Annotated in this window: 16 protein-coding genes; 11 read left to right on the top strand and 5 right to left on the bottom strand. The window is 45.5% G+C overall.

From position 1 onward, the window contains the following. Positions 1-33 precede the first annotated feature (33 nt). Positions 34-378 (top strand): hypothetical protein, encoded by a 345-nt coding sequence (locus ACQ4MX_RS13645; RefSeq protein WP_431091143.1) that lies wholly within the window; start codon positions 34-36, stop codon positions 376-378. Between the two features lie 105 nt (positions 379-483). On the opposite strand, the gene ACQ4MX_RS13650 is transcribed toward ACQ4MX_RS13645, so the two are convergent. Further along, positions 484-2577, bottom strand: a complete 2094-nt coding sequence (locus tag ACQ4MX_RS13650) for a family 16 glycoside hydrolase (RefSeq protein WP_431091145.1) — start codon at positions 2575-2577, stop codon at positions 484-486. Positions 2578-2902: 325 nt separating this feature from the next. Here ACQ4MX_RS13650 and ACQ4MX_RS13655 point away from each other — a divergent pair, with 325 nt between their 5' ends. The 8 genes from ACQ4MX_RS13655 (at position 2903) to ACQ4MX_RS13690 (ending at position 14358) form a co-directional block, all read left to right on the top strand. Continuing rightward, entirely contained in the window at positions 2903-3424 is a 522-nt protein-coding gene (locus ACQ4MX_RS13655) for a ClbS/DfsB family four-helix bundle protein (RefSeq protein ID WP_431091147.1), read from the top strand. A 75-nt stretch (positions 3425-3499) separates the two neighbouring features. Beyond that, positions 3500-4135 carry a uridine kinase gene (gene udk / locus ACQ4MX_RS13660; protein ID WP_192511796.1) on the top strand — a complete coding sequence of 212 codons (636 nt, stop codon included), beginning with the start codon at positions 3500-3502 and terminating at the stop codon, positions 4133-4135. Between the two features lie 241 nt (positions 4136-4376). Next, positions 4377-5936, top strand: coding sequence for a response regulator transcription factor (locus ACQ4MX_RS13665; protein ID WP_431091148.1), 1560 nt, complete (start codon positions 4377-4379; stop codon positions 5934-5936). A gap of 38 nt (positions 5937-5974) precedes the next feature. Next, the gene (locus ACQ4MX_RS13670; protein WP_431091150.1) at positions 5975-7765 is read left to right on the top strand and encodes a cache domain-containing sensor histidine kinase; all 1791 of its coding nucleotides are present in this window, start codon (positions 5975-5977) and stop codon (positions 7763-7765) included. A gap of 385 nt (positions 7766-8150) precedes the next feature. Continuing rightward, positions 8151-9440, top strand: a complete 1290-nt coding sequence (locus ACQ4MX_RS13675; protein ID WP_431091152.1) for an ABC transporter substrate-binding protein — start codon at positions 8151-8153, stop codon at positions 9438-9440. Positions 9441-9541: 101 nt separating this feature from the next. Beyond that, positions 9542-10438, top strand: coding sequence for a carbohydrate ABC transporter permease (locus ACQ4MX_RS13680; protein WP_025686098.1), 897 nt, complete (start codon positions 9542-9544; stop codon positions 10436-10438). Continuing rightward, positions 10435-11259, top strand: a complete 825-nt coding sequence (locus tag ACQ4MX_RS13685; protein WP_342416306.1) for a carbohydrate ABC transporter permease — start codon at positions 10435-10437, stop codon at positions 11257-11259. The genes ACQ4MX_RS13680 and ACQ4MX_RS13685 overlap by 4 nt, the downstream gene beginning before the upstream one ends. A gap of 54 nt (positions 11260-11313) precedes the next feature. Beyond that, the gene (locus tag ACQ4MX_RS13690; protein ID WP_431091153.1) at positions 11314-14358 is read left to right on the top strand and encodes a glycoside hydrolase family 2 TIM barrel-domain containing protein; all 3045 of its coding nucleotides are present in this window, start codon (positions 11314-11316) and stop codon (positions 14356-14358) included. A 127-nt stretch (positions 14359-14485) separates the two neighbouring features. Here ACQ4MX_RS13690 and ACQ4MX_RS13695 read toward each other — a convergent pair whose 3' ends face one another. The 3 genes from ACQ4MX_RS13695 to ACQ4MX_RS13705 form a co-directional block, all read right to left on the bottom strand. After that, the gene (locus ACQ4MX_RS13695; RefSeq protein ID WP_431091154.1) at positions 14486-16102 is read right to left on the bottom strand and encodes a DUF4179 domain-containing protein; all 1617 of its coding nucleotides are present in this window, start codon (positions 16100-16102) and stop codon (positions 14486-14488) included. Continuing rightward, positions 16086-16604, bottom strand: coding sequence for an RNA polymerase sigma factor (locus ACQ4MX_RS13700; RefSeq protein WP_431091155.1), 519 nt, complete (start codon positions 16602-16604; stop codon positions 16086-16088). Before ACQ4MX_RS13700 ends, ACQ4MX_RS13695 begins: the two co-directional genes overlap by 17 nt. 245 nt (positions 16605-16849) lie before the next feature. After that, positions 16850-17788, bottom strand: a complete 939-nt coding sequence (locus ACQ4MX_RS13705; protein ID WP_431091157.1) for a YwqG family protein — start codon at positions 17786-17788, stop codon at positions 16850-16852. 195 nt (positions 17789-17983) lie between these two features. Here ACQ4MX_RS13705 and ACQ4MX_RS13710 point away from each other — a divergent pair, with 195 nt between their 5' ends. After that, positions 17984-18247: an AbrB/MazE/SpoVT family DNA-binding domain-containing protein gene (locus ACQ4MX_RS13710; RefSeq protein WP_013308294.1), complete on the top strand. Its 264-nt coding sequence runs from the start codon at positions 17984-17986 to the stop codon at positions 18245-18247. Continuing rightward, a complete protein-coding gene (locus ACQ4MX_RS13715; RefSeq protein WP_431091158.1) occupies positions 18244-18648 on the top strand; it encodes a type II toxin-antitoxin system death-on-curing family toxin in 405 nt (134 codons plus the stop codon). The genes ACQ4MX_RS13710 and ACQ4MX_RS13715 overlap by 4 nt, the downstream gene beginning before the upstream one ends. Positions 18649-18720: 72 nt before the next feature. Here the strand turns inward: ACQ4MX_RS13715 and ACQ4MX_RS13720 are convergent, their stop codons facing one another. After that, entirely contained in the window at positions 18721-20688 is a 1968-nt protein-coding gene (locus tag ACQ4MX_RS13720) for a BglG family transcription antiterminator (protein ID WP_431091159.1), read from the bottom strand. Between the last annotated feature and the right edge of the window lie 31 nt (positions 20689-20719).

Genomic DNA, 20719 nt, shown 5'->3' on the forward strand with positions numbered 1-20719 from the left:
ACTATCACATCACAACAAAGGAGTTGATAGGTAGTGGCCATTCGTCCTCCTCAAACCTTGAAGTCTACGGGCAGAAAGGTTCCTGTTACGAAATACCGCAATGTGAGTCCTACACAAACCTTTAGTCGGTTTACGGTTATCTGGGCTCGTAATGACGGAGTACCTTTTATCACAACGGGATTTTTTGCAGTCCTCCGGCGTACAGACGGAAGCTTTGTGCAAGCTGCCAATTTCGATAGTTTCGGCACCGTCCGATTCAACAATGTACGCACACCCACGAACCAGCCTTTTGTTCTGCGTACCTTTAGAGACGATGGAACGTTGTTCCAGGTTAGATCAGTACCTGCTGGCGTATCCTCATTTGTTGTTATCGGTTAAGTGCTTGCCGAACGCGTCCTGAAAGTGTATACGAAAAGAAGCAGCCAGGAACAGAGTATATCTGTCCTGGCTGCTTCTTATTCCAATGCTATTTTTCCAATATACTTATTCGGAATCTTCCACCGTTTGTGCACCCTTTGAAGCGACTGTCTTGTATGCTGTTTTAAGCCAGTTTTCACTCGACCAGTTCAGCTTGCCTGCACCCGCTCCGTCCTTGGCTGTCAATTGAGCAACCAGGTTTTCAGGATTTTCGGCTGTGTAGCTGTATGGCAACGTTGTGAATCCATTCCACGAGAAGCTCTTGCCTTTTACAGGATAAGGGGCTAACGGGCTGTTTGCATCGTCGCTGCCCCCTCTGAATACTTTACCGTTGTCAGAGAAGATAACATCTTCTGCTTTGATTTTACCAGTGTAGTCATCTTTTTTAGGGTCTTTTTGATTATTACGAACTGGTGAAAATACATCAATTAAATACGATTTTTCAAGCAGTACTGCGCCATTTTCAGTTGAAATCGCACCGTTACCCACTACGTCAAAATGGTATCCTTTTGCAGCAATCGCTTTAGCCATGTCGGATGTAATTCTTTTTTTGGCTCTAGCCAATCCGGCATCGTCCATAACGATGTTATAGGCATGGGCATTACCAGCACGCAAACGAGGCATACGGTCTTGAATATCCTTGTAATAGTTATGGTGCAACGTAACTTCCAAATCTGCATTATCAGCGGCCATCTCAGTAGCACCGATCAGATGCGCTTTCTTTTGTCCTGCTGCGATATCAATGATATCTTCTTTACTCAAGCCTACTGCACTGCTTCTCAGATAAGCATACATAGGGTAGGAAGATTTGTCTGCTTCCATAGCGTTAACCTGTTGGGTCACCCAGCTATTGGAGCTGCGGTCATCTCCTTTGAACAAGGACCAGGAAATTGTAACACCGTTGCTGCCTTTTTTCACATCTATCAAACCGTCATATGCTTTGTTAAATGTACAATGGTCGATCCATACCTTGGAACTTGTACCTTCGATGGTCATATAATCCCAGTCATTTTTGTCATAGTTCCCTTTGGTTGCTTCATCCCACTCCCATAGCTCATCAAATTCGAGGTTACGGAAAATCAAATTAGAGCTTCTTTTGATAACAAAGCCAGCATGTTTGATTTTAGCACCATTTGCCGAGAAAATCGTGATTCCACTCAAGTTTTCTATATAGATTTTGCTCACACCTGTTTTCTTCAGAACAGGATTTGTCAGCACAGGGTTGTTGGCACTAAAAGGCATTACCTTGGCAGCACTAGGGAGTTCATTCCAGCCGAGGTCGAGATCGTTCATGATCTCAATAACTTTGACTTTAGTACCTTTTTTAAGTGCCTCGTTGAGATCTACAGCGTTGTAAACCTTTTTGTAATTGGTATCGGTTTCCTTAATTTCCCCGCCACCTGTATTACCATAGGAGAAACCGGCCAGATTATAGTTAATATTTGAGGTTGCGTTTTTATCTACCCCAGGAGTTGGTTTATCTGTACCTGGTGTTGGATTCACAGGTGTTGTACCTGGATCTGTTTCGGTTGAAGCGCCGGATACGATAACATTATCGAACTGGGCAACCGCCTTGGAGGTTACCAAACCAATGGCTCCGGAAGCAAGGCTGGAATCTGTTGCGGTCAGCTCCAGCTGATCATTGACATACATCTTAATTTCCGAACCGGACAGCTCCAGCTTCACTCTGTACCAGGTATTGGTGTCCAGTTTGTATTTGTTATTGGTAGCCAGTGTCTTCATAGAACCGTTTACCTTTTTGCGAATTTCAAGTGCTCCACCCTTCTTGTTGTACAAAGATGCAGCATAAAAGTTTTTGGAATCTGTGTATCTGCCTGCAACATATACCCGATTGGAGCCATTAAAATCATCTACATATACATCCGCTTGTACGCTATAGTTCGTCCATGATGCATTACCTTTAACCGAATGGCTTTCGCTTTGACTAGATTGCTGGTATGTAGAGCCATTCCCGTTCGAGACAACAGACCAGTTCCCTGAACCTGCTGTCCAGCCTTGAGCTTCCCCTTGTTCAAAATCATCACTTACCTGTAAATTCCCATCTGCATGTGCATGACCTAGTAACGGTAACGACAAAGACAGAGCCATCGTACTGCTCAACATTACACTTGCACATTTTTTCAACAAACTCGACTTCATGTAACAGTCTCCTTTTTAGATAAATTGATAAGAACCAACCAACATAACTGTACGGCTGTTTGTGCCATACGGCCTTTCCAAACAATATACGCTAGCGCAATACACTAATAATTATAGACTTATAAAATAACATTAAAATATGTCGAATTACTTATCTTTTGGTTTAAATTCTCTATTAATTTTGCATCCTTTTTCGTGAATATACCAATTGCCCTTTCATAAAACCACAAAAAACATTTTTTTGAATAAGCCATAAGGTTGTCATGTTTAAAGTGATACATTTAGAGAGGTCGGTATAATGAAAAGAACCTATAGGAGTGATTAGATGCCCAGCTACCACTACGCTTCCAAAGCCGAGTTAAAAGAAGCGATTCATGCCTCCTACTTACTGTTAGATGGTGAATACAAGGAGGTTGACGAGAACCAAAAGGATAACCGGATACCCGAAGTAGATAAAACACCTGCGGAAATCATTGCCTACCAGCTTGGATGGCTTCATCTTGTCATGTCATGGGACAGGGACGAAAAGGAAGGAAAAGACGTCATTATGCCTGCACCGAATTATAAATGGAATAGATTAGGCGAGTTGTATCAGTCATTCTACAAGACCCACTCCCATCACTCTTTAAGTGAATTGCGCCAACTATTCAAGCTGTCAGAGCAAAATTGGCTGGATTGGATTGACACGCTAAGTCATGAAGAACTCTTTACGCAGGGCGTTCACAAGTGGACAGGCAGTAATCCGAAGTGGCCCATGGCTAGATGGATTCACATCAACTCCGTGGCACCCTTTAAAACATTCAGAGCCAAGATACGAAAATGGAAGAAATACAATGCTCTACATTGATGAAAAAAAGGGCGTGTTGTGCTACAATACTTGAGTTGTATCGGGATATATTCAGGGAAGGGTAAGTGAAACGCCATGCTTATTATTGGTATTGCCGGCGGTACGGGTTCCGGTAAATCAACGGTAGCACGCGCTGTCGTTGAACGTCTGGGATCAAACAAAGTGACTTTCATATCTCAGGATAACTACTATAAAGACCATTCACATCTGAGCCATGCTGAACGTGCTTTGGTCAATTATGATCATCCGTTTGCCTTTGACAACGAATTGCTTATCGAGCATCTCCAATGTCTGAAAAAAGGACAAGCGACTCAAGCGCCAGTATATGACTTTACAGTTCATGCCCGTTCCACTGACGAGACGGTAGAGCTTCTGCCGAATCATATCGTCATGCTGGAAGGATTGCACGTACTGTCTGACGAAAAGCTCCGTCAACTGCTCGACATCAAGGTATTTGTCGACACCGATCCGGATGTGCGTATACTTCGCCGGGTACTTCGGGATATTGAGGAGCGAGGCCGCACCATTCAGTCGATCCACGATCACTATTTGAGTACGGTTAAGCCCATGCACGAGGCATTTATTGAGCCTTCCAAGAAATACGCTGACCTGATCCTCCCTGAAGGGGGCCACAATGAGGTTGGTATTCAACTGCTGTCTATTTTGACTGAAAAATATTTGGCAGGTGATCGGACATGGGGTACCGTTTAAGGTAAAGGTAGCCCGGTTTACTCAGGCTGTCGAGATCTTCTCGGCGGCCTTTTTTGTCGTTTTACATGCCATTTGAACTAAATTACCTTTGGATTAGACAGAGGTTTATGTTAGCATGTAAGGATTAAATGCTTTATATTTAAGCTAAGTTGGAAGCGTTATCAACTATGTGTCTCAATGATGTGACGTCCGCCTTATGGAGGTCTTTTTTTGAATAGGTATAATTACGGAGAGTGCTGCCATGAAAGAGCTATGCAATATTTTGATTGTAGATGATGAGATATTGGTACGGCAAGGGATCAAGCATCATTTATCGTGGGAACAGTATGGATTTCGCATTGTAGGCGAGGCTTCTAATGGAAAAGAAGCGTTGGCGCTGATTGAGACTTTGCGCCCCCATATTGTCATTACGGATATCGTGATGCCTATCATGGACGGTGAAGAACTGACGCGCATTGTCAGACAGAATTATCCTGATATTGAGGTCATTGTGCTCAGTAGCTACGGCGAGTTTAATTACGTGCGATCCACCTTCCAGCAAGGTGTTGCTGACTATATTTTGAAGCCCAAGCTGGACACGGATGAGCTGCTTCAAGTGCTCCAGAGAACAGCCCGCAAAATTCCGTCCATTCAGTATCAGGCGGATGCTGGGAATAACCAAATTACGATGGATCATGTGATAGAAAAGCTCGTTTCCGGCTATAGCATCGACTATGACACAGAACTGCTGAAGCAGGAATTTCCGTATGCCCGTTTTACACTCATAGGCGTGGAGCAGGCGGAACCACAGGGGAAAGGCAACTCCCACCCTGCCTTGGACCTATTTTCCAGGCTCACCGATCGAGTGACATCTGCCTGTGAACAAATCGTGTTGCGACAACTGCCGTCTGATGCAAACGCGGCTGTTTTTTTAGCTAATCTTGATCCGCGTGAATTACACTCCTGGATAGCTGCGGTCCGAGAAGTAGCTCAGGAGACGAAGCAAGTCGAGCCACAGACAGGCTGGGCGATCAGCCGTTTGTTTGATGATTTTAATCAAATGAGCGAGATCTATCAGGATGAACTGCCCAAACTGCTCAGCTATCGCTTTTACTTCCCGGGAACCGCGCTCCTGATGGAAGACGAACTCCCCAAGCCTGTTCAGGTGAACAGCTCGTTTAACTTAAAGCAGTTCACGGAAGAGATGAAGCGTGAGCATTTTGAAACGGCTTTTCAGGATTTGAGGTCTTATGTAGCCGCTATGTCCGGCAACTATACCTCCACCGCTTTTGAATTCAAATCCCTTCTCGGGAACATCGTATTCAACATTACGATTTTGCTCGGGAATCAGGGGTATGATATGAAGGAACTGGATGCGGCAAAATACTCCTATTTCAAAACAATTAATGATGCCCCTCACGTACATGAGGCAGTGCGATTGCTGGAGACCTTTTTAGAAGAAGCGAACATGCAGATTCTGGCCAAAACACAGCAAGGAAGCAGTACGAGCATGAAGAAGCTGCTGGAATATATCGAGGAACATCACGCGGAAACGCTCAATTTAACGACACTCGGTCAATATTTTCATTTTAATCCCTCTTACTTGTCCAGTTATTTTACAGCACACCATACAGAGGGCTTCAGCGAGTATCTGAACAAAATTCGGGTTGAAAAGGCTGCTGAGCTGCTGCGGTCGGGGACGATGTCCATTTCGGATATTAGCAGCACCGTCGGCTATTCGGACCCCAGCTATTTTACCAAAGTGTTCAAAAAGGTAACGGGTTACTCACCCAGCCAATATCGCAGGGAGCATCTCCATTAGAGAGCAAGAGCATATCTGCCAGCAGAAAAGAGATTGATATGAAAAGGTATATCCATAAAATCAAATATCAAGGTCTGTTCTTTAAAATATTTGTCGTTATGGTGGTCAGCATCACTGCGGTGTCCTTGCTGACCTCTTTGGTGACGATTCGGATGTCTGAACGACTGTTCGCCGAAACATTCAGCATTACGAATGCCAAGGTACTCAGTCAGATTCAATCCAGCTTTGAGTCCTTCAATGATTCTATCGTGAATGCCGTAACCCATGCTTCGGAAAATGGAACGGTCAAAAACTACCTGACAGGAGGGCAATCCGACTCCATTAACTCAGCGCGAATCTACTTCGGTATGGCACAGCAGATGAAGCAGATTAAGTCAAATGTCGACGCCTATGATGTCAGTGTCGCCGTAACGGGCATGAACGGCCGGAGCTTCTATTCCGACTCGTCCTACTGGCCGGTAACTGCGGAGGAGCTCAAGAACAGTTTGATTACAGCCCGCAGCGCGGCACAGCCTACACAGCTCATGTATCAATTGGATACGGATCTATTTCGTCAGCAAATGAATTATACCGGGCAGAAACCGACACCCTATATTATCGCCTCCAAGGCTTTTATGGAGCGAACTAGCGGTACGTTGTATGGCATGATCTACATTGCCATTCGCGAGCCGGAATTCCGCCGCTTCTATAATAACTTCACAAGCCACGGCAATGATGTACTCATTTTGGACAAGTCAGGACTGATTGTATCGAGCAACCGTCAGGATCTGATCGGACAACGTTCCAATGAGCTGCTAGGCTATGCCACAAAAATTAATGAACAGGGACTTAATTACATCAATGCCGAAGTGATGAACAAGGAGAGCATTCTTCTTTCCAACTACATTCCTTCTTATGATTTTTATCTGGTGAACATGATCGACAGACAAACCGCGATCGGACAGATTATTGACGTCAAATCCGTTGTACTGATCTGCATTGGCATCGTGTTGATTGCTTTGTTAATTGTTTTTCTGATTTCCCGTCGCCTGATTCGTTCTCTGACCCGGCTGGTCAAGCAAATGTCGACCGTCCGCGAGAAAAATTTTGATAACTATCTCCCGGTAACGGGTAGCTATGAGGTTAGACAGTTAAGTCATGCCTACAACTACATGCTGGATGAACTGAATGACTATATCCAGAAGCTTCTAGAGACGCAAAAAGGACAACGAAATGCAGAATTGGCTGCGCTGCAGCGGCAGATCAATCCGCATTTTCTGTACAATACACTGGCTTCGATCAAAATGCTGGTGCTCAAAGGAAACAAGGAGACCGCCGCCGAGACGATCAACGCGCTCATTTCCCTACTGCAAAATACGATCAGCAATGTAAGTGAAACGATCACCATCGAGCAGGAAATGGCCAATATGCAAAATTACGTGTTTATTAACCACGTGCGCTATGGGCAGCGGGTACAGGTGAATTATTTTGTGTCGCCGGATTGTCTGGAGTACCATGTGCCCAAGCTGATTATCCAGCCTTTTATCGAAAATTCATTTTTTCATGCATTTAATGAAAAAAATACAGGACACATCTATATATTGGTGTCCAAAACGGACGACACTCTCATCTGCGAGGTAGTCGACGACGGGGACGGTATGGATATGGACGGACATGCTGTGCAAGACGGACTTCCGAACCCCAAGAGCAAGCGCCAACTGTTCACGGGCATCGGCATTCAGAACGTACACAACCGCATTACCCTTTTATATGGAGAAGAATATGGCGTGACCATTTCCAGTAAGAAAGGCGAGGGTACCAAAGTAAGAATGACCCTGCCACTGAACTAAAGATGTACACGAAGTGCCACTACGCGGTCGGATGGTGCCTCCCATCGCTGTTGTACCCAGATTTCTTTATTCAAGTTATAAAGGTAGAAATCCGGGTGCAAAGGCGACCGCTAGCGCTTGTACAGCACCATTCCGCCCACTTCGTTCTTGTTCCACTTTTTTCATTTTTAATTCAACCTATAAAAAGTACCTAAATCCAAAAAAAGTGCAAATGTAAGCGGTGCCTTTTTTGATAAATCATAATAATAAGACAAATCCGTATAAAGATATTCCTAACGCCTGCAAAACAAGGATGATAAACTAGATTTATAAACAAGGTAACCGCTTTCATTAAAAAGGTTTAGCACGAATAAGCAACATTAAAAAAGAGTAGGGGTTGAACGAAATGAAAAAAATGACTTTCCTTCTGCTGATCGCAAGCTTGATCTTGCTATCTGCATGTTCCAGCAATTCCGAGAAAGCCGCGACCACCACGGATTCCGGCAAGAAAGAAATCACGGTCTGGGCTTGGGACCCGAACTTCAATATCGCGGCCCTAAAGCTGGCGAAAGATCGCTACGTTGCCAAACATCCTGATGTAACCGTAAACATTGTAGAATATGCTCAAAATGATATCGTACAAAAAATGAATGCCGGTCTCAACTCCGGTTCCACCAAAGGATTGCCTAACGTGGTCCTGATCGAGGATTATCGGGCACAAAACTTTCTGCAAGCCTATCCTGATTCCTTCCATGATATGAGCAGCTCGATCAAAGCATCCGACTTCGCGGATTACAAAATCGGACCAACAAGCTACAACGGCAAGCAATACGGTGTTCCATTCGACTCCGGTGTTATGGGTCTGTATGTAAGAACGGATTATTTGGAACAAGCCGGCTACAAAGTAGCTGACCTGACCAACATTGATTGGGACAAATTCATTGAAATCGGTAAAGCCGTGAAGCAAAAAACAGGTAAAGAAATGCTCACTCAAGATCCGAATGACCTCGGTCTGATCCGCGGTATGATCCAATCCGCAGGTTCATGGTACCTGAAAGAAGACGGTAAAACACCAAACCTGGCTGGCAATACAGCTCTGAAAGAAGCGCTCTTGACGTACAAATCCTTGTTCGATGCCAACATTGTTAAAATGAATGCCGACTGGAGCCAATTCCTGGCCGCCTTCAACAGCGGTGCTGTCGCTTCCGTACCTACAGGTAACTGGATTACACCATCGATCAAAGCAGAAGCTTCGCAATCGGGTAAATGGGCCGTTGTTCCTTTCCCTAAATTGAAAAATGTACCTGAGTCCGTGAATGCTTCCAGCCTCGGCGGCAGCTCCTGGTATGTGCTGAACACAGACGGTCAAGATACCGCTGCTGATTTCCTGAAAGAAACATTCGGTTCAGATCAAGATCTATATCAAGATATGCTGAGCAAAATTGGAATTGTCGGTTCATTGAACGCTGCTTCCAGCGGTAAAGCTTATGACGAGACAGATCCGTACTTCGGTGGCGACAAAGTCTACAAGAAATTCGCAGAATGGACCAAACAAGTTCCAAAAGTCAATTATGGCATGCACACTTACGCCATTGAGGATATTATGACCGTTGAAATTCAAAACTACCTGAACGGCAAAGATGTAGATGCAGTTCTGAAAGATGCTCAAGGACAAGCAGAAGCACAGCTTAAATAAAACAGTCCATCTAGCCAAGGCTAAACAATAAAACGATAAGCACTTAAAACCTTGGGCTTTCGAGTTCAAGGTTTTATTGCTGCATGGGGAGTTGACATGGTATGAAGACAGCCGCGCCCAAAATGACGACATCACGTTTCAAGGCAGGTATGACAGGATGGTTGTTCATATCCATCGCAGTGATCATGATTGTGGCTTTTTATTTCTATCCGATGATCCAGGCGCTCATCTTGTCCTTCAAGACAGGTACAGGGTCTAATCTGACCTTCAACGGCATTGATAACTACAAACGTCTGTTCACCGACAGCATGTTTATAACCGCCGTAAAGAACACGTTTATCTATTTGATTTTCCAGGTGCCATTGATGGTGATTCTGGCCCTGTTCATTTCCGTACTACTGAATGATAAAAACCTGAAATTCAAAGGCTTTTTCCGCACAGCGATCTTCTTACCTTGTATTACATCCCTTGTAGCCTATTCGGTTGTATTCAAATATCTGTTCTCGGCTGATGGTCTGGTAAACTCCTTATTGCTGAATCTGCACGTGATTGGCACGCCGATTCAATGGATTACTGATCCCTTCTGGGCCAAGGTTACGATTATTATTGCAATCACATGGCGCTGGACCGGCTACAATATGATCTTTTACTTGTCCGGTCTCCAGAACATCGACAACTCGATCTACGAAGCGGCCCGCATTGATGGAGCTTCCTCCATTCGACAATTTTTCAGCATTACGGTTCCACTGCTCAAACCGATTATCCTGTTCACCTCCATCACATCGACGATTGGTACACTCCAGCTCTTCGATGAGATTATGAACATCACCAAAGGCGGACCGGGGAACGCGACTTCTTCCATTTCGCAATATATTTATAACCTGTCCTTCAAGTATTCATCCGACTTTGGTTATGCGGCGACCGTATCCTACTCCATCGTCATTATGATCATTATCTTGTCGATCATCCAGTTCAAAGTGGCAGGTGAGAAGAAATGATGAAAACGAAAAGATTATTTACGTATGCCTTTCTGATCATTATATCGTTCGTTTCGATTTTCCCGTTCCTGTGGATGCTATCCAGCGCCACCAACCTGTCGGTTGATGTGACGAAGGGCAGACTCCTGCCTGGCTCTCATCTGATGGATAATATGCACAATCTGCTGGAAAAAGTGGATATCGTTACCGCGCTGAGTAATTCGGCGAAAATCTCGATTTCCACGACACTGCTGGCAATGCTCATTGCCTCACTGGCAGGCTATGGCTTTGAAATTTACAGAAGTAAAGCCAAGGACGTTGTCTTCAATATCCTGCTGATGTCTATGATGATTCCGTTTGCGGCGATCATGATCCCGCTCTATCGGATGTTCGGCAGTATCTCCAATACGCTGCCTTGGATCGGCATTGATACCCTTTCGTCTGTCGTCATTCCGACGGTGACCACGGCGTTTCTGATCTTCTTTTTCCGTCAAAGCACCAAGATGTTTCCGAAGGACTTGCTGGAAGCCGGTCGTATGGACGGATTGTCCGAGCTGGGTCTGTTCTTCCGGGTGTATATGCCTACGATGAAAACAACTTATGCCGCTGCCGCTATCATCACGTTCATGTCGAGCTGGAATAACTATCTCTGGCCTCTGATCGTGTTGCAAACGCCGGAAAATCAAACGATTCCGCTGTTGATCTCGAACCTCGGCTCTGGCTATGCACCCGATTACGGCGTGATTATGATTGCCATCGTCCTGTCCACGTTGCCGACTGCACTGGTATTCTTCCTGATGCAGAAGCATTTTGTAGCAGGTATGGTAGGCTCGGTAAAATAACAGACTTGCTGTGAAATACCTTCATTTTATTTTTAAAAATAAGGAGTGTTCGCCTTGACCATCCACACCCCCAGCCTGGATTGGCTGACCGACGTAACCAAGTTTGCAGTACATCGTCTGCCTGCCTATTCCGATCACAAATATTACGCTACGCTTCAGGAAGCGGAGCAGCAAGCTGATATGGCTTGGCGCCATAGCCTGAATGGGAGCTGGAAGTTTAACTATGCGACGAATCCAGCCAGCCGCCCAGTAGAGTTCTATGCCCCCGACTTTGAGTATCGTGGCTGGAGCGATATTCAGGTGCCGGGTCACATTCAGACGCAGGGCTTTGGCCAAATGCAGTACGTCAATACGATGTATCCGTGGGACGGACATTCGGACGTTCGTCCACCCCATATTCCGGAGGATCACAACCCGGTCGGGAGCTATATCAAAAGCTTTGTTTTGCCGGAAAATATGGCTTCCGACGCGCAGCCTGTGTTCATTTCTTTTCAAGGCGTCGAGTCGGCTTTCTATGTATGGCTGAACGGACAATTTGTCGGTTACAGCGAGGACAGCTTTACACCGTCTGATTTTGAACTGACACCGTTCCTGCAAGCAGGCGAAAACAAGCTGGCGGTAGAGGTATATCAAAGAAGTACGGGAGCGTGGCTGGAGGATCAGGACTTTTGGCGTTTTTCCGGTATTTTCAGAGACGTATATCTCTATACCATCCCTACGGTTCACGTTCGTGACCTGCATGCCAAGGCGGATCTGGATGCTTCCTACACACAGGGCCTTCTGGAGCTGAAATTGACCTTGGAAAAGCCGGCAACGGCCTATGCAACTGTCGTTGTGAAAGATGCTGCCGGCCATGTCGTAGCTTCTTTGAAAGCTGACTTTACGGATGGCACAGCTTCGCTGTCAGCATCCTTGGAGCAAGTACAGCGCTGGAGCGCGGAGAAACCTTATTTGTACACGTTGTTCATTCAAATTTATGATGCCAGTGGATCGCTCGTGGAAGTCATTCCACAAAAAATTGGCTTCCGTAAATTTGAGTTGATCAACAAGGTCATGCACTTGAACGGCAAACGCATCGTCTTTAAAGGTGTGAACCGCCATGAATTCAACGCCCGCACTGGACGTGCGATTTCGCGTGAAGATATGCTGTGGGATATTCGCACCCTCAAGCAAAACAACATGAACGCGGTCCGCACCTCTCACTATCCTAACCAGACTCTGTGGTATGAGCTGTGCGATGAGTACGGGGTGTATGTGATTGACGAAATGAATCTGGAAACACACGGCTCCTGGCAAAAGCTTGGCGCAGTCGAGCCTTCGTGGAACATTCCCGGCAATCTGCCGGAGTGGCAGGATATCGTTATGGACCGCGCCATTTCCATGCTGGAGCGGGACAAAAACCATGCGTCCATTCTAATCTGGTCCTGCGGCAATGAGTCCTATGCAGGCGAAGTGCTGCGGAATGTAGCCAACTATTTCCGAGCCACCGACCCGAGCCGTTTGGTACACTACGAAGGCGTGTTTCACAACCGTACGTACGATGATACCAGCGATATGGAGAGCCGGATGTACGCCAAACCCGCAGATATCGAGCAATATCTGAACGACAATCCGCAAAAGCCGTATATCAGTTGCGAATACATGCATGCGATGGGTAATTCCGTAGGCGGCATGCACAAGTATACAGAGCTGGAGAACAAATACGAGCTGTATCAGGGTGGTTTTATTTGGGATTATATTGATCAGGCTGTTATGAAAAAAGATCGCTACGGACGCGAGTACCTCGCGATCGGCGGCGACTTTGACGACCGTGCCACAGACTATGGCTTCTGTACGGACGGAATTGTCTATGCGGATCGGAAGGTTTCACCGAAGATGCAGGAGGTCAAATTCCTGTATCAAAATCTGAAGCTCACCCCGGATCGCAGCGGTGTAACCCTTCGCAATGAAAACCTGTTCGAGGGAACGGGCGACTATGAGCTAGTATACAGTCTACTGCATGAAGGCCAAGAAATCGTACGTAATGCCATTCATGTAGATGTGGCGGCTCAGACCGAAGTCTATATTCCACTGACGTTCCCCATTACGGACGGAAAGCCCGGTGAGTACGTCATTCACACCGCTCTAGTTCTGAAAGAATCCACGCTCTGGGCTGAGGCTGGACACGAAGTGGCCTTCGGACAGCATATTTTCATCGTGGAAGATCCAAACCCGCTGAAGATCCCTACGGGCGGTGCCTTACGAGTGGTGCATGGTGATGTTAACATTGGCGTTCACGGTGCAGATTTCAGTATGATGTTCTCCAAAGGAGCAGGCAGCCTGACTTCACTTCGCTACGCCGGACGTGAGATGATCGCCATGCCTCCTGCCCCATTGTTCTGGCGGGCGACCACAGACAATGATCGGGGAACCGCACTAGGCTTTGAAGCCGGTGGCTGGTTCGCTGCAAGTCTGACACGTAAATGCGTGGACATTGAGGTCACGGAAGAGCAGACAGACCGTGTAACCGTTACATTCCGCTACACGCTGAGCATCCATGCAGATGTACAGGTAACAGTAGCCTACACCGTCCTGGCGGATGGCAGTCTGAACGTAAAATCGACTTATGAAGGCGTCTCAGGACTGCCTAATCTGCCGATCTTTGCCCTTTCGTTCAAGGTTCCGGCAGACTACCGCCATCTGGACTGGTACGCGATGGGACCGGAAGAGAATTACATCGACCGTGCCTTTGGAGCGAGACTAGGCGTATTCCGTAACGAAGCTGCGGATAACGTATCCGGGTATGTCGTACCGCAGGAATCCGGCAACCGTACAGGCGTGCGCCGTGTCGATATTACCGACGATTCTCAGCATGGTATTCGCATTACTGCTCCTGCCACCGCACCTGTGGAATGCAATATTTCGCCATATACAGCGTTTGAGCTGGAAAGTGCCTACCATCTGTATGAGCTACCCAACGTGTATTACACCGTTGTCACCATAGCCGGTAAACAAATGGGCGTAGGCGGCGACGATAGCTGGGGAGCTCCGGTACATGAAGAATACCAAATTACAGCCGATCAAAAGCTGGAATTCGAATTTAACGTGCAACGAGTATAAATAAGCACGCTCACTGTATAGACAAGTAGATATAACAAAAGCCCTTCCGCTGCTTCCCTCATGAGAAGCTAAAGCTGGAAGGGCTTTTGTATTTACGTATCTTCAGAATAGGCAGCGATGGCTATATCTATTTCAAAATAACTTCAATATCACGTCCAGGATCGCTGTACTTGTAGATGCCAGGATTTAGTTCCAATTTTCCGTCTAATTCAATGTCTTTGTAACGGTCAACATTAACTCCTGTGGATACCATACCCTTCGCAATGATCTCAGGCACTACTTCTTTGCCGTTAATTCGCATCGTTGTTTGGTTGACGCCTTTGAAGCCAGGGGAACCGGATTTCGATTCGACAATCAAATCTTTTCCCTCTGTATAGTATGTGAAATCAATTTGATAACCGTCCGCATTAAGCTCAGCGAACTGTTTTTCTTCTTTAGGTTTATGAAGAGTGATCCAATTCTTAGACGTATCACGTTTCTCAATGACAGCATCTTTCAATATAAGTTTCATTGGAACATCAGACCAGTCCTTATACCACTCTGGAGATTCAAATTGATATAAGTGTTGATAATTTTCAGGACCAGCTCCTTTAATATTCCACCCTCCGTTAATTTTTTTATCACCTATAACCAGCTGAGCTGTTTTATAATGAACAATTCCTTTTTTAAGTGAATCACGCTCTGTTACTAGAATTTCAATATCCAAGGGGGTAATAATCAGTTGGTCTAAGGTAGTACCCGTATCTTCTTGGAATTCAGCGCTGCTATGCAGCTTCTTGGAATAAATCGCTTCACTTGCTTTTTTTCCATCCGCTTCAAATTCGAACTTCCAAGTACCTTCAATTCTTTTTGCTTCCTCAATATAACAAAAATGAAGGTTTGCCTTTTTCCAATCTTGTGCAGTCATGTTGAATACCTGCTCAATATGCAAGTCTGAGCTGTCGCTAGGTAGAATGGTTGGGATTGCGTCTATCTCTTTGTCGCCCACTTTCATTACCAAATGCGGGTTCCCACGTCCTAAATCGGATGGAGCTGCAGCAACTCTAAAGCGGACAACAGTCTTGTTGTTGGTTTGTCGAACGGATTCTATATAAATGTTAGGATACTGCTTGATCCCGGTAACGAGGGTATCCCCGGCTTGATGATCCGTCTTTAAAGGAGTATCCTGATTACGATAAAAAATTAGATTCTGTGCCTCAAGTGTGTAATCTTTTTTACGCTCCTTTAAAGTATCAATAGTTTCATAAATGCCAAGGAGTTTCTGGCTTTTAGGATCGTAATTTAAATATCCGTGCGCTTGTTCCTTGGTATCAGAATTGCTAGTTACCGTAGTTTTCTCTATAGCAAACCCAATATAACTGGTTGGATCAATTCCTGGATCCAGAGAAATAAGCATTTTCATTTTTTCGCCATCCGTTACAACACCATTCAAATTCATCGTAATGCCTGCATTGGATGCTTTTAGGTCATACCGTTGGCCAATACCATTATTTAGCGCATTGGTTACACTACGTCCGCCTATTCTATCCCAATTGATAGTCACACTAGCGAATACAGGGATGGCGACGAGCAGAAAACATGAGAATACGATACTCGCTGGAACAACTTTTGCTCTATGCATAGGTGCTTCCTGTGACTGTTGCAGAGTTGCTTTTCGTTTGGTTGCTTCCTGTTCTATATTTACCCACATTGCATCATATTCAGGTTGAGGAATGTTCTGTTCTTTTTCAAAATATCGACTCACTGCTACTCATCTCCTTTACTTGGGATATCACCATTTTTTTTAGCAGTTTAAGCCCCCGATTTAATCTAGATTTAGCTGTTCCTTCGGGTATATTTATAACTCTAGAGATCTCCGGCACAGTCAATTCGTTTACATAACGAAGGACCACGACCATTCGAATTTTATCTGGAAGCTTGTTATATAGCTTCTGTAGCTCTGTCTTAGTTTCTTGATGATATAAGCTCTCTTCCACCGGATTAAATGAATGAGGGCGTGACAATAAAAAAGTTCGTATTTCCTTCATCAGTCCAGTTTTCCGCCTTCTAAGCACATTGCTGCACTCATTAGAAGCAATTCGTAAAATCCATGATTTGAGATCTTGTACTTTGGACCTGTCGGCCAAAAGTGCTTTGACAAACACTTCCTGGCAAACATCTTCTGCATCTGCTTGATTTTGCATTAGATAATAACAAAAATAATATATCTGCTCCTTATATAGTTCAAACAGCTCTCGATCAGTCATATACGTGCACCTCCCTTGTTGTGGTCTCATTTATTAAGACTAATAACGGAGTACAATCGTTCATTTACATCGAAAAAAGGCGGCCCTATATAGGACCACCTATTATTGATCGTTCGATTTCCGACACTCGGGCAAAACAAACCTACTGTGCCACATGCTCAATTCACTGCTTTTATCAATCAAAAAAACACCCTGCTCTAACCCCCATCATTTGCCCTAAATCAGCATGAGTCTGCCGCACCGGGCTAGCTCGTAGCAAGATTGACATATGTGTTCGAGAAATCAAGGTTCTTCAAGTCTCTTTGATCGATCAAAAATTCCAAATACCCTGCGTCCCACCAGCACATACCAACCTCGTCCAAAGAGGATACCGAGAGCAGAACATGCCAATTTTCCGAAGCTTGATCGTGCTTCTCTCGATTCGTCTGATATTCTTGCAGCTGAGGCAGCACTTCGGATCGTAAATGCTCCGCATAATCCGTACTTCCCCTATGCATAGCTTGCTCGATTTCCTTATGAATCTGACTCTCACTCTTATGCCAGTTAAACAGAAGACCCTCTAGCCCGTTTCGGCGTAGATAAGCATCCCGCAGGGTGTTCCCGGCAAAAGATTGATGCTGACCCCACACCGTGTCACTTTGTTCACAAACAAGCTCATACAGCTCTTCATACTGATCTACAAGAACATCTCCTAGCTCACCCTCCGACCGAAGGGTAACAATCGGCTGAAAAGAAATTGCATAAGATGTGAAACCCCTGTTCTCAGCACATACTTCAACCTTCCCGGTCGGTGGCAATGTTTTCTGCAAAACGCTACTGTCGCCATTATAGTAAAAGATTTTATGGTCAATATCATAGGCGGGCTCATCCAGCCCAAGAAAAAAGTAAAGTATGCCCTGATGAGGCAATCCCTCAAATGGTGAAAAAGGTAGCTCGCCCAAATTAATTTGAGCAATAAACGTATAATACTCCCCATCTGAATCACAAGGCCACTCTATCGTGGGTGGCAGATCTGGATAGCCGGCGATCCGACTATTTCCAATGTGTTCGTAGTTTTCCTCATGCTCCACATGAAATTGTATAGCAGCTTGGGCTTCCTGATGAATCTCTTCTTTTAATTCTTCATCCAGTGAATGCCCTTCCAGTATTCGAGTCAGTTCATCCCTTAATGGTGGTTGTAGCATCTCGCTCGCCCCTTTTTCATGAAGTAATAACATAGCCTGCAACCAGTTAAACCCTTACCTCAGAGTACCAAATCACAGCCTGACAAGCTATTTCTCTAGCAGATATAAGTTGAATTAAAAAGTATATGTTTATATACCATGAAACCATGTATAATTGTTATAACAGTTGAATAGTATAATAAGGAGGATAAAGAGATGGGTAAGGTGATTGGAATGGAACGTAAAATTACTAAATTCGGAAATAGCTTAGGGATTACTATGACAGAAGCCATTAAGCAGCTCGGACTGGGCCAAGGAGATACAGTTCAGGTTGAAGTAGATCACAAGAGCGGACAAATCATTATACAAAAATCGAACAAAATAACTCTGCCCTCAGGGTTAAGTGATGATTTTCTTGAAAATCTTTCTCAAGTAATGGATTCATATGACGAAACCCTTAAAGGACTTAAGGATAGATGAGCAGCATTCGTTTCTTAACCATTCAAGAAGTTATAGCTATTAATGTCGCTATGGTTGAAAGATACAGTAAAGGCGAACAAATCGGCGTCAAAGATACCAGTCTACTTGAGTCTGCTGTTCTACGTTCTCAATCATCAGCTTTTAGTGAAGATACGTACCCCACAATATTCAGCAAAGCCGCTGCATTATTCGAATCCCTAGGGCAAAACCATCCTTTTCATAATGCAAACAAGCGAACAGCTTTTACTGCATTACTCATTTTTTTGCGCTACAATGGCTTTCAGTTTAAAATGGATCAGAAAGCAGCCGAAGACTTTACTGTAGATATGGTTAATCATAAATTTTCGTTGGATCAGCTAGCTTTATTAATCGAGCTCCATGCATCCAAACTACATGTGTGAACCGAAAAAAGAGATCGCGAATGATCTCTTTTTTTATTGCCTCATATAGTGGGACTACAGACTGGTCATTCCTCAATGGTAATCATTGCTCTTGACTGCAAGCACCTGACGGGCGATTAGCATAAAGGCATCAAAGGAGTGGCAATGCTTTAATCGTTCCAGCGTCTCTTCCTGGCGAATCAGCTCTACAAACAGATCGTAAATCCCCATCGCCTGCTCGTAGTCCTCTTTGCAGATCGAAAGCAGGAATACAACATGAACCTCATGGTTGGCATCCCATTGGATCGGCTTTTCCAGCAGACATACGCTTACGACCGTCCGGTTAGAGCTTAGCTCCAGGGGATGGGGAATGGCCATACCTCGATCCAGTGCCGTAGATCCCAGCTTCTCCCTCTCCTTGACTGCTGGCAGAAACTTGTCGGTCACAACTCCTTTTTGCTTCAAAATACCGCTCATTTCTTCAATCAGAGCATCTTTATTCGGCCGATCGGATCGGGTCATAAATAAGTCCTGGTCAAAATACCGCAGCAGCGAAATTTCCTGCTCCTCATCGCTGGCACGCACCATCCGCGTGATCGTCTCCATATCCCGTTCCGAAGGAATCGGGCTAATCACCGCCGACGGTTTATCCTTACGCTGCTGCAAGTGGATCGTGGATACGATCAAATCCTCGTCGACAGTAGGCATTTCCTCGTATTCTCGAAGTGAAACCACCCGCGATACATCCAGCTCGGCGAACAGCGAACGCAACCTGGATTCCAATATTCGCGCGGTTCCATAACCGGAGCCGCACACCAGCAGTACCGTTTTGCGACGCCGATGCGGAATATTGTATTTTCGTTCCAACGCGGCTCCGATATGAAGCGCCAAATAACCGATTTCGTTATCGTTGATTTCATACGGGAACGCTTTTTGCAGTTCTTTTACCGCACCGACCGTGATTTCATAAGCAAGCGGGTAATATTTGCGAATATGCCCAAGCAACGGATTACGCATGTTCATGCCATGCTCCAGCCGGGTCAGCATCGGTTTCAGATGCACAAACAAGTCCCTGGACAGCCGTTCATCGTCACGCAAATCATAGGTGAAGCGCTCATAGACAAAGGTCAGCATCTCGCGCACAGCCAAGAAAAGACGGTCAGACTGGAGACGCTCCCACTCGGTTTCGGCCATCTTTTTGCTGACGATATGCAGCAGGACATAATCCATTTCCCCTGAAGGACAGGTGATGTCAAAAGCCTCTTCCATCTCACTCAGAATGGTAGTAGCCAGTTCAATATCTCGCTGACCGCCTGCCACCTTTTCAAAGCGCTCCAATCCATGCCCTTCCTTCACTCGCAGTACCATAACCGCCAGATGGGTGATCAGGTCCTTCAGCGCCAAATCCGCCATCTTGATGCCGTTGGGACGCAGATGCTTCAAAATAATTGCACGGATTCGCGGTAAATCCAGCCCCTGAAACAGCTGTTGCTGTTCCAAAGGCATACCGCTGCGTTGTCCTTCTTCATCGCGTACATCGGCATACTCAGCGAGACAGTAACGGATACTTTTCTCTTCCCCGACCACCTTCACGCCATATCCCGGCTTAGTGCGCAGGGTGAGCGTATAATCATCCAGAATCCGCCGAATGATTTTAAAATCATTATTCATGGTCGCCCGGCTAATATACAGCTCATCGGCGAGGTCTTCCATCTTCACGTATTCTCCCGTATTCAGCAGCTTGAATAGCTCATACCTTATGCGTTCTTCCGGTGCTCCTGGTAGCCGCCCGTTTACCTCCGTTTCTTCCTGACCTTCCTCAGCGAAAAAACGGTATCTTTCAGGATCAACGACCATGATTGTATAGCCGCTGCCCCTCTTGGATTCCAGACGTGCTCCATATTCATTCAGAATGCCGCCCAGTTTTTTGAGATCATCGCGGACCGTTCGCTCCGTGACCTCCAGCCGCTCGGACAGCGCTTTGGTGGTCCAAGACCAGCCTTGATCGTTTCCACTGACGAGCTGGTACAGCTTTTTTAAGCGTTTGTAGGGAAAAATCATGTAGATTCAAGACCTCCTTTCCGATAAACCA

This window comes from Paenibacillus sp. 8b26 (assembly GCF_050626875.1).
Taxonomy (GTDB): domain Bacteria; phylum Bacillota; class Bacilli; order Paenibacillales; family Paenibacillaceae; genus Paenibacillus.

Coding starts and splice junctions, on each gene's coding strand:
- ACQ4MX_RS13680 (WP_025686098.1), top strand. CDS start 9,542: ATGAAGACAGCCGCGCCCAAAATGACGACATCACGTTTCAAGGCAGGT.
- udk (WP_192511796.1), top strand. CDS start 3,500: ATGCTTATTATTGGTATTGCCGGCGGTACGGGTTCCGGTAAATCAACG.
- ACQ4MX_RS13670 (WP_431091150.1), top strand. CDS start 5,975: ATGAAAAGGTATATCCATAAAATCAAATATCAAGGTCTGTTCTTTAAA.
- ACQ4MX_RS13700 (WP_431091155.1), bottom strand. CDS start 16,604: ATGACTGATCGAGAGCTGTTTGAACTATATAAGGAGCAGATATATTAT.
- ACQ4MX_RS13650 (WP_431091145.1), bottom strand. CDS start 2,577: ATGAAGTCGAGTTTGTTGAAAAAATGTGCAAGTGTAATGTTGAGCAGT.
- ACQ4MX_RS13665 (WP_431091148.1), top strand. CDS start 4,377: ATGAAAGAGCTATGCAATATTTTGATTGTAGATGATGAGATATTGGTA.
- ACQ4MX_RS13655 (WP_431091147.1), top strand. CDS start 2,903: ATGCCCAGCTACCACTACGCTTCCAAAGCCGAGTTAAAAGAAGCGATT.
- ACQ4MX_RS13720 (WP_431091159.1), bottom strand. CDS start 20,688: ATGATTTTTCCCTACAAACGCTTAAAAAAGCTGTACCAGCTCGTCAGT.
- ACQ4MX_RS13675 (WP_431091152.1), top strand. CDS start 8,151: ATGAAAAAAATGACTTTCCTTCTGCTGATCGCAAGCTTGATCTTGCTA.
- ACQ4MX_RS13715 (WP_431091158.1), top strand. CDS start 18,244: ATGAGCAGCATTCGTTTCTTAACCATTCAAGAAGTTATAGCTATTAAT.
- ACQ4MX_RS13710 (WP_013308294.1), top strand. CDS start 17,984: ATGGGTAAGGTGATTGGAATGGAACGTAAAATTACTAAATTCGGAAAT.
- ACQ4MX_RS13685 (WP_342416306.1), top strand. CDS start 10,435: ATGATGAAAACGAAAAGATTATTTACGTATGCCTTTCTGATCATTATA.
- ACQ4MX_RS13705 (WP_431091157.1), bottom strand. CDS start 17,788: ATGCTACAACCACCATTAAGGGATGAACTGACTCGAATACTGGAAGGG.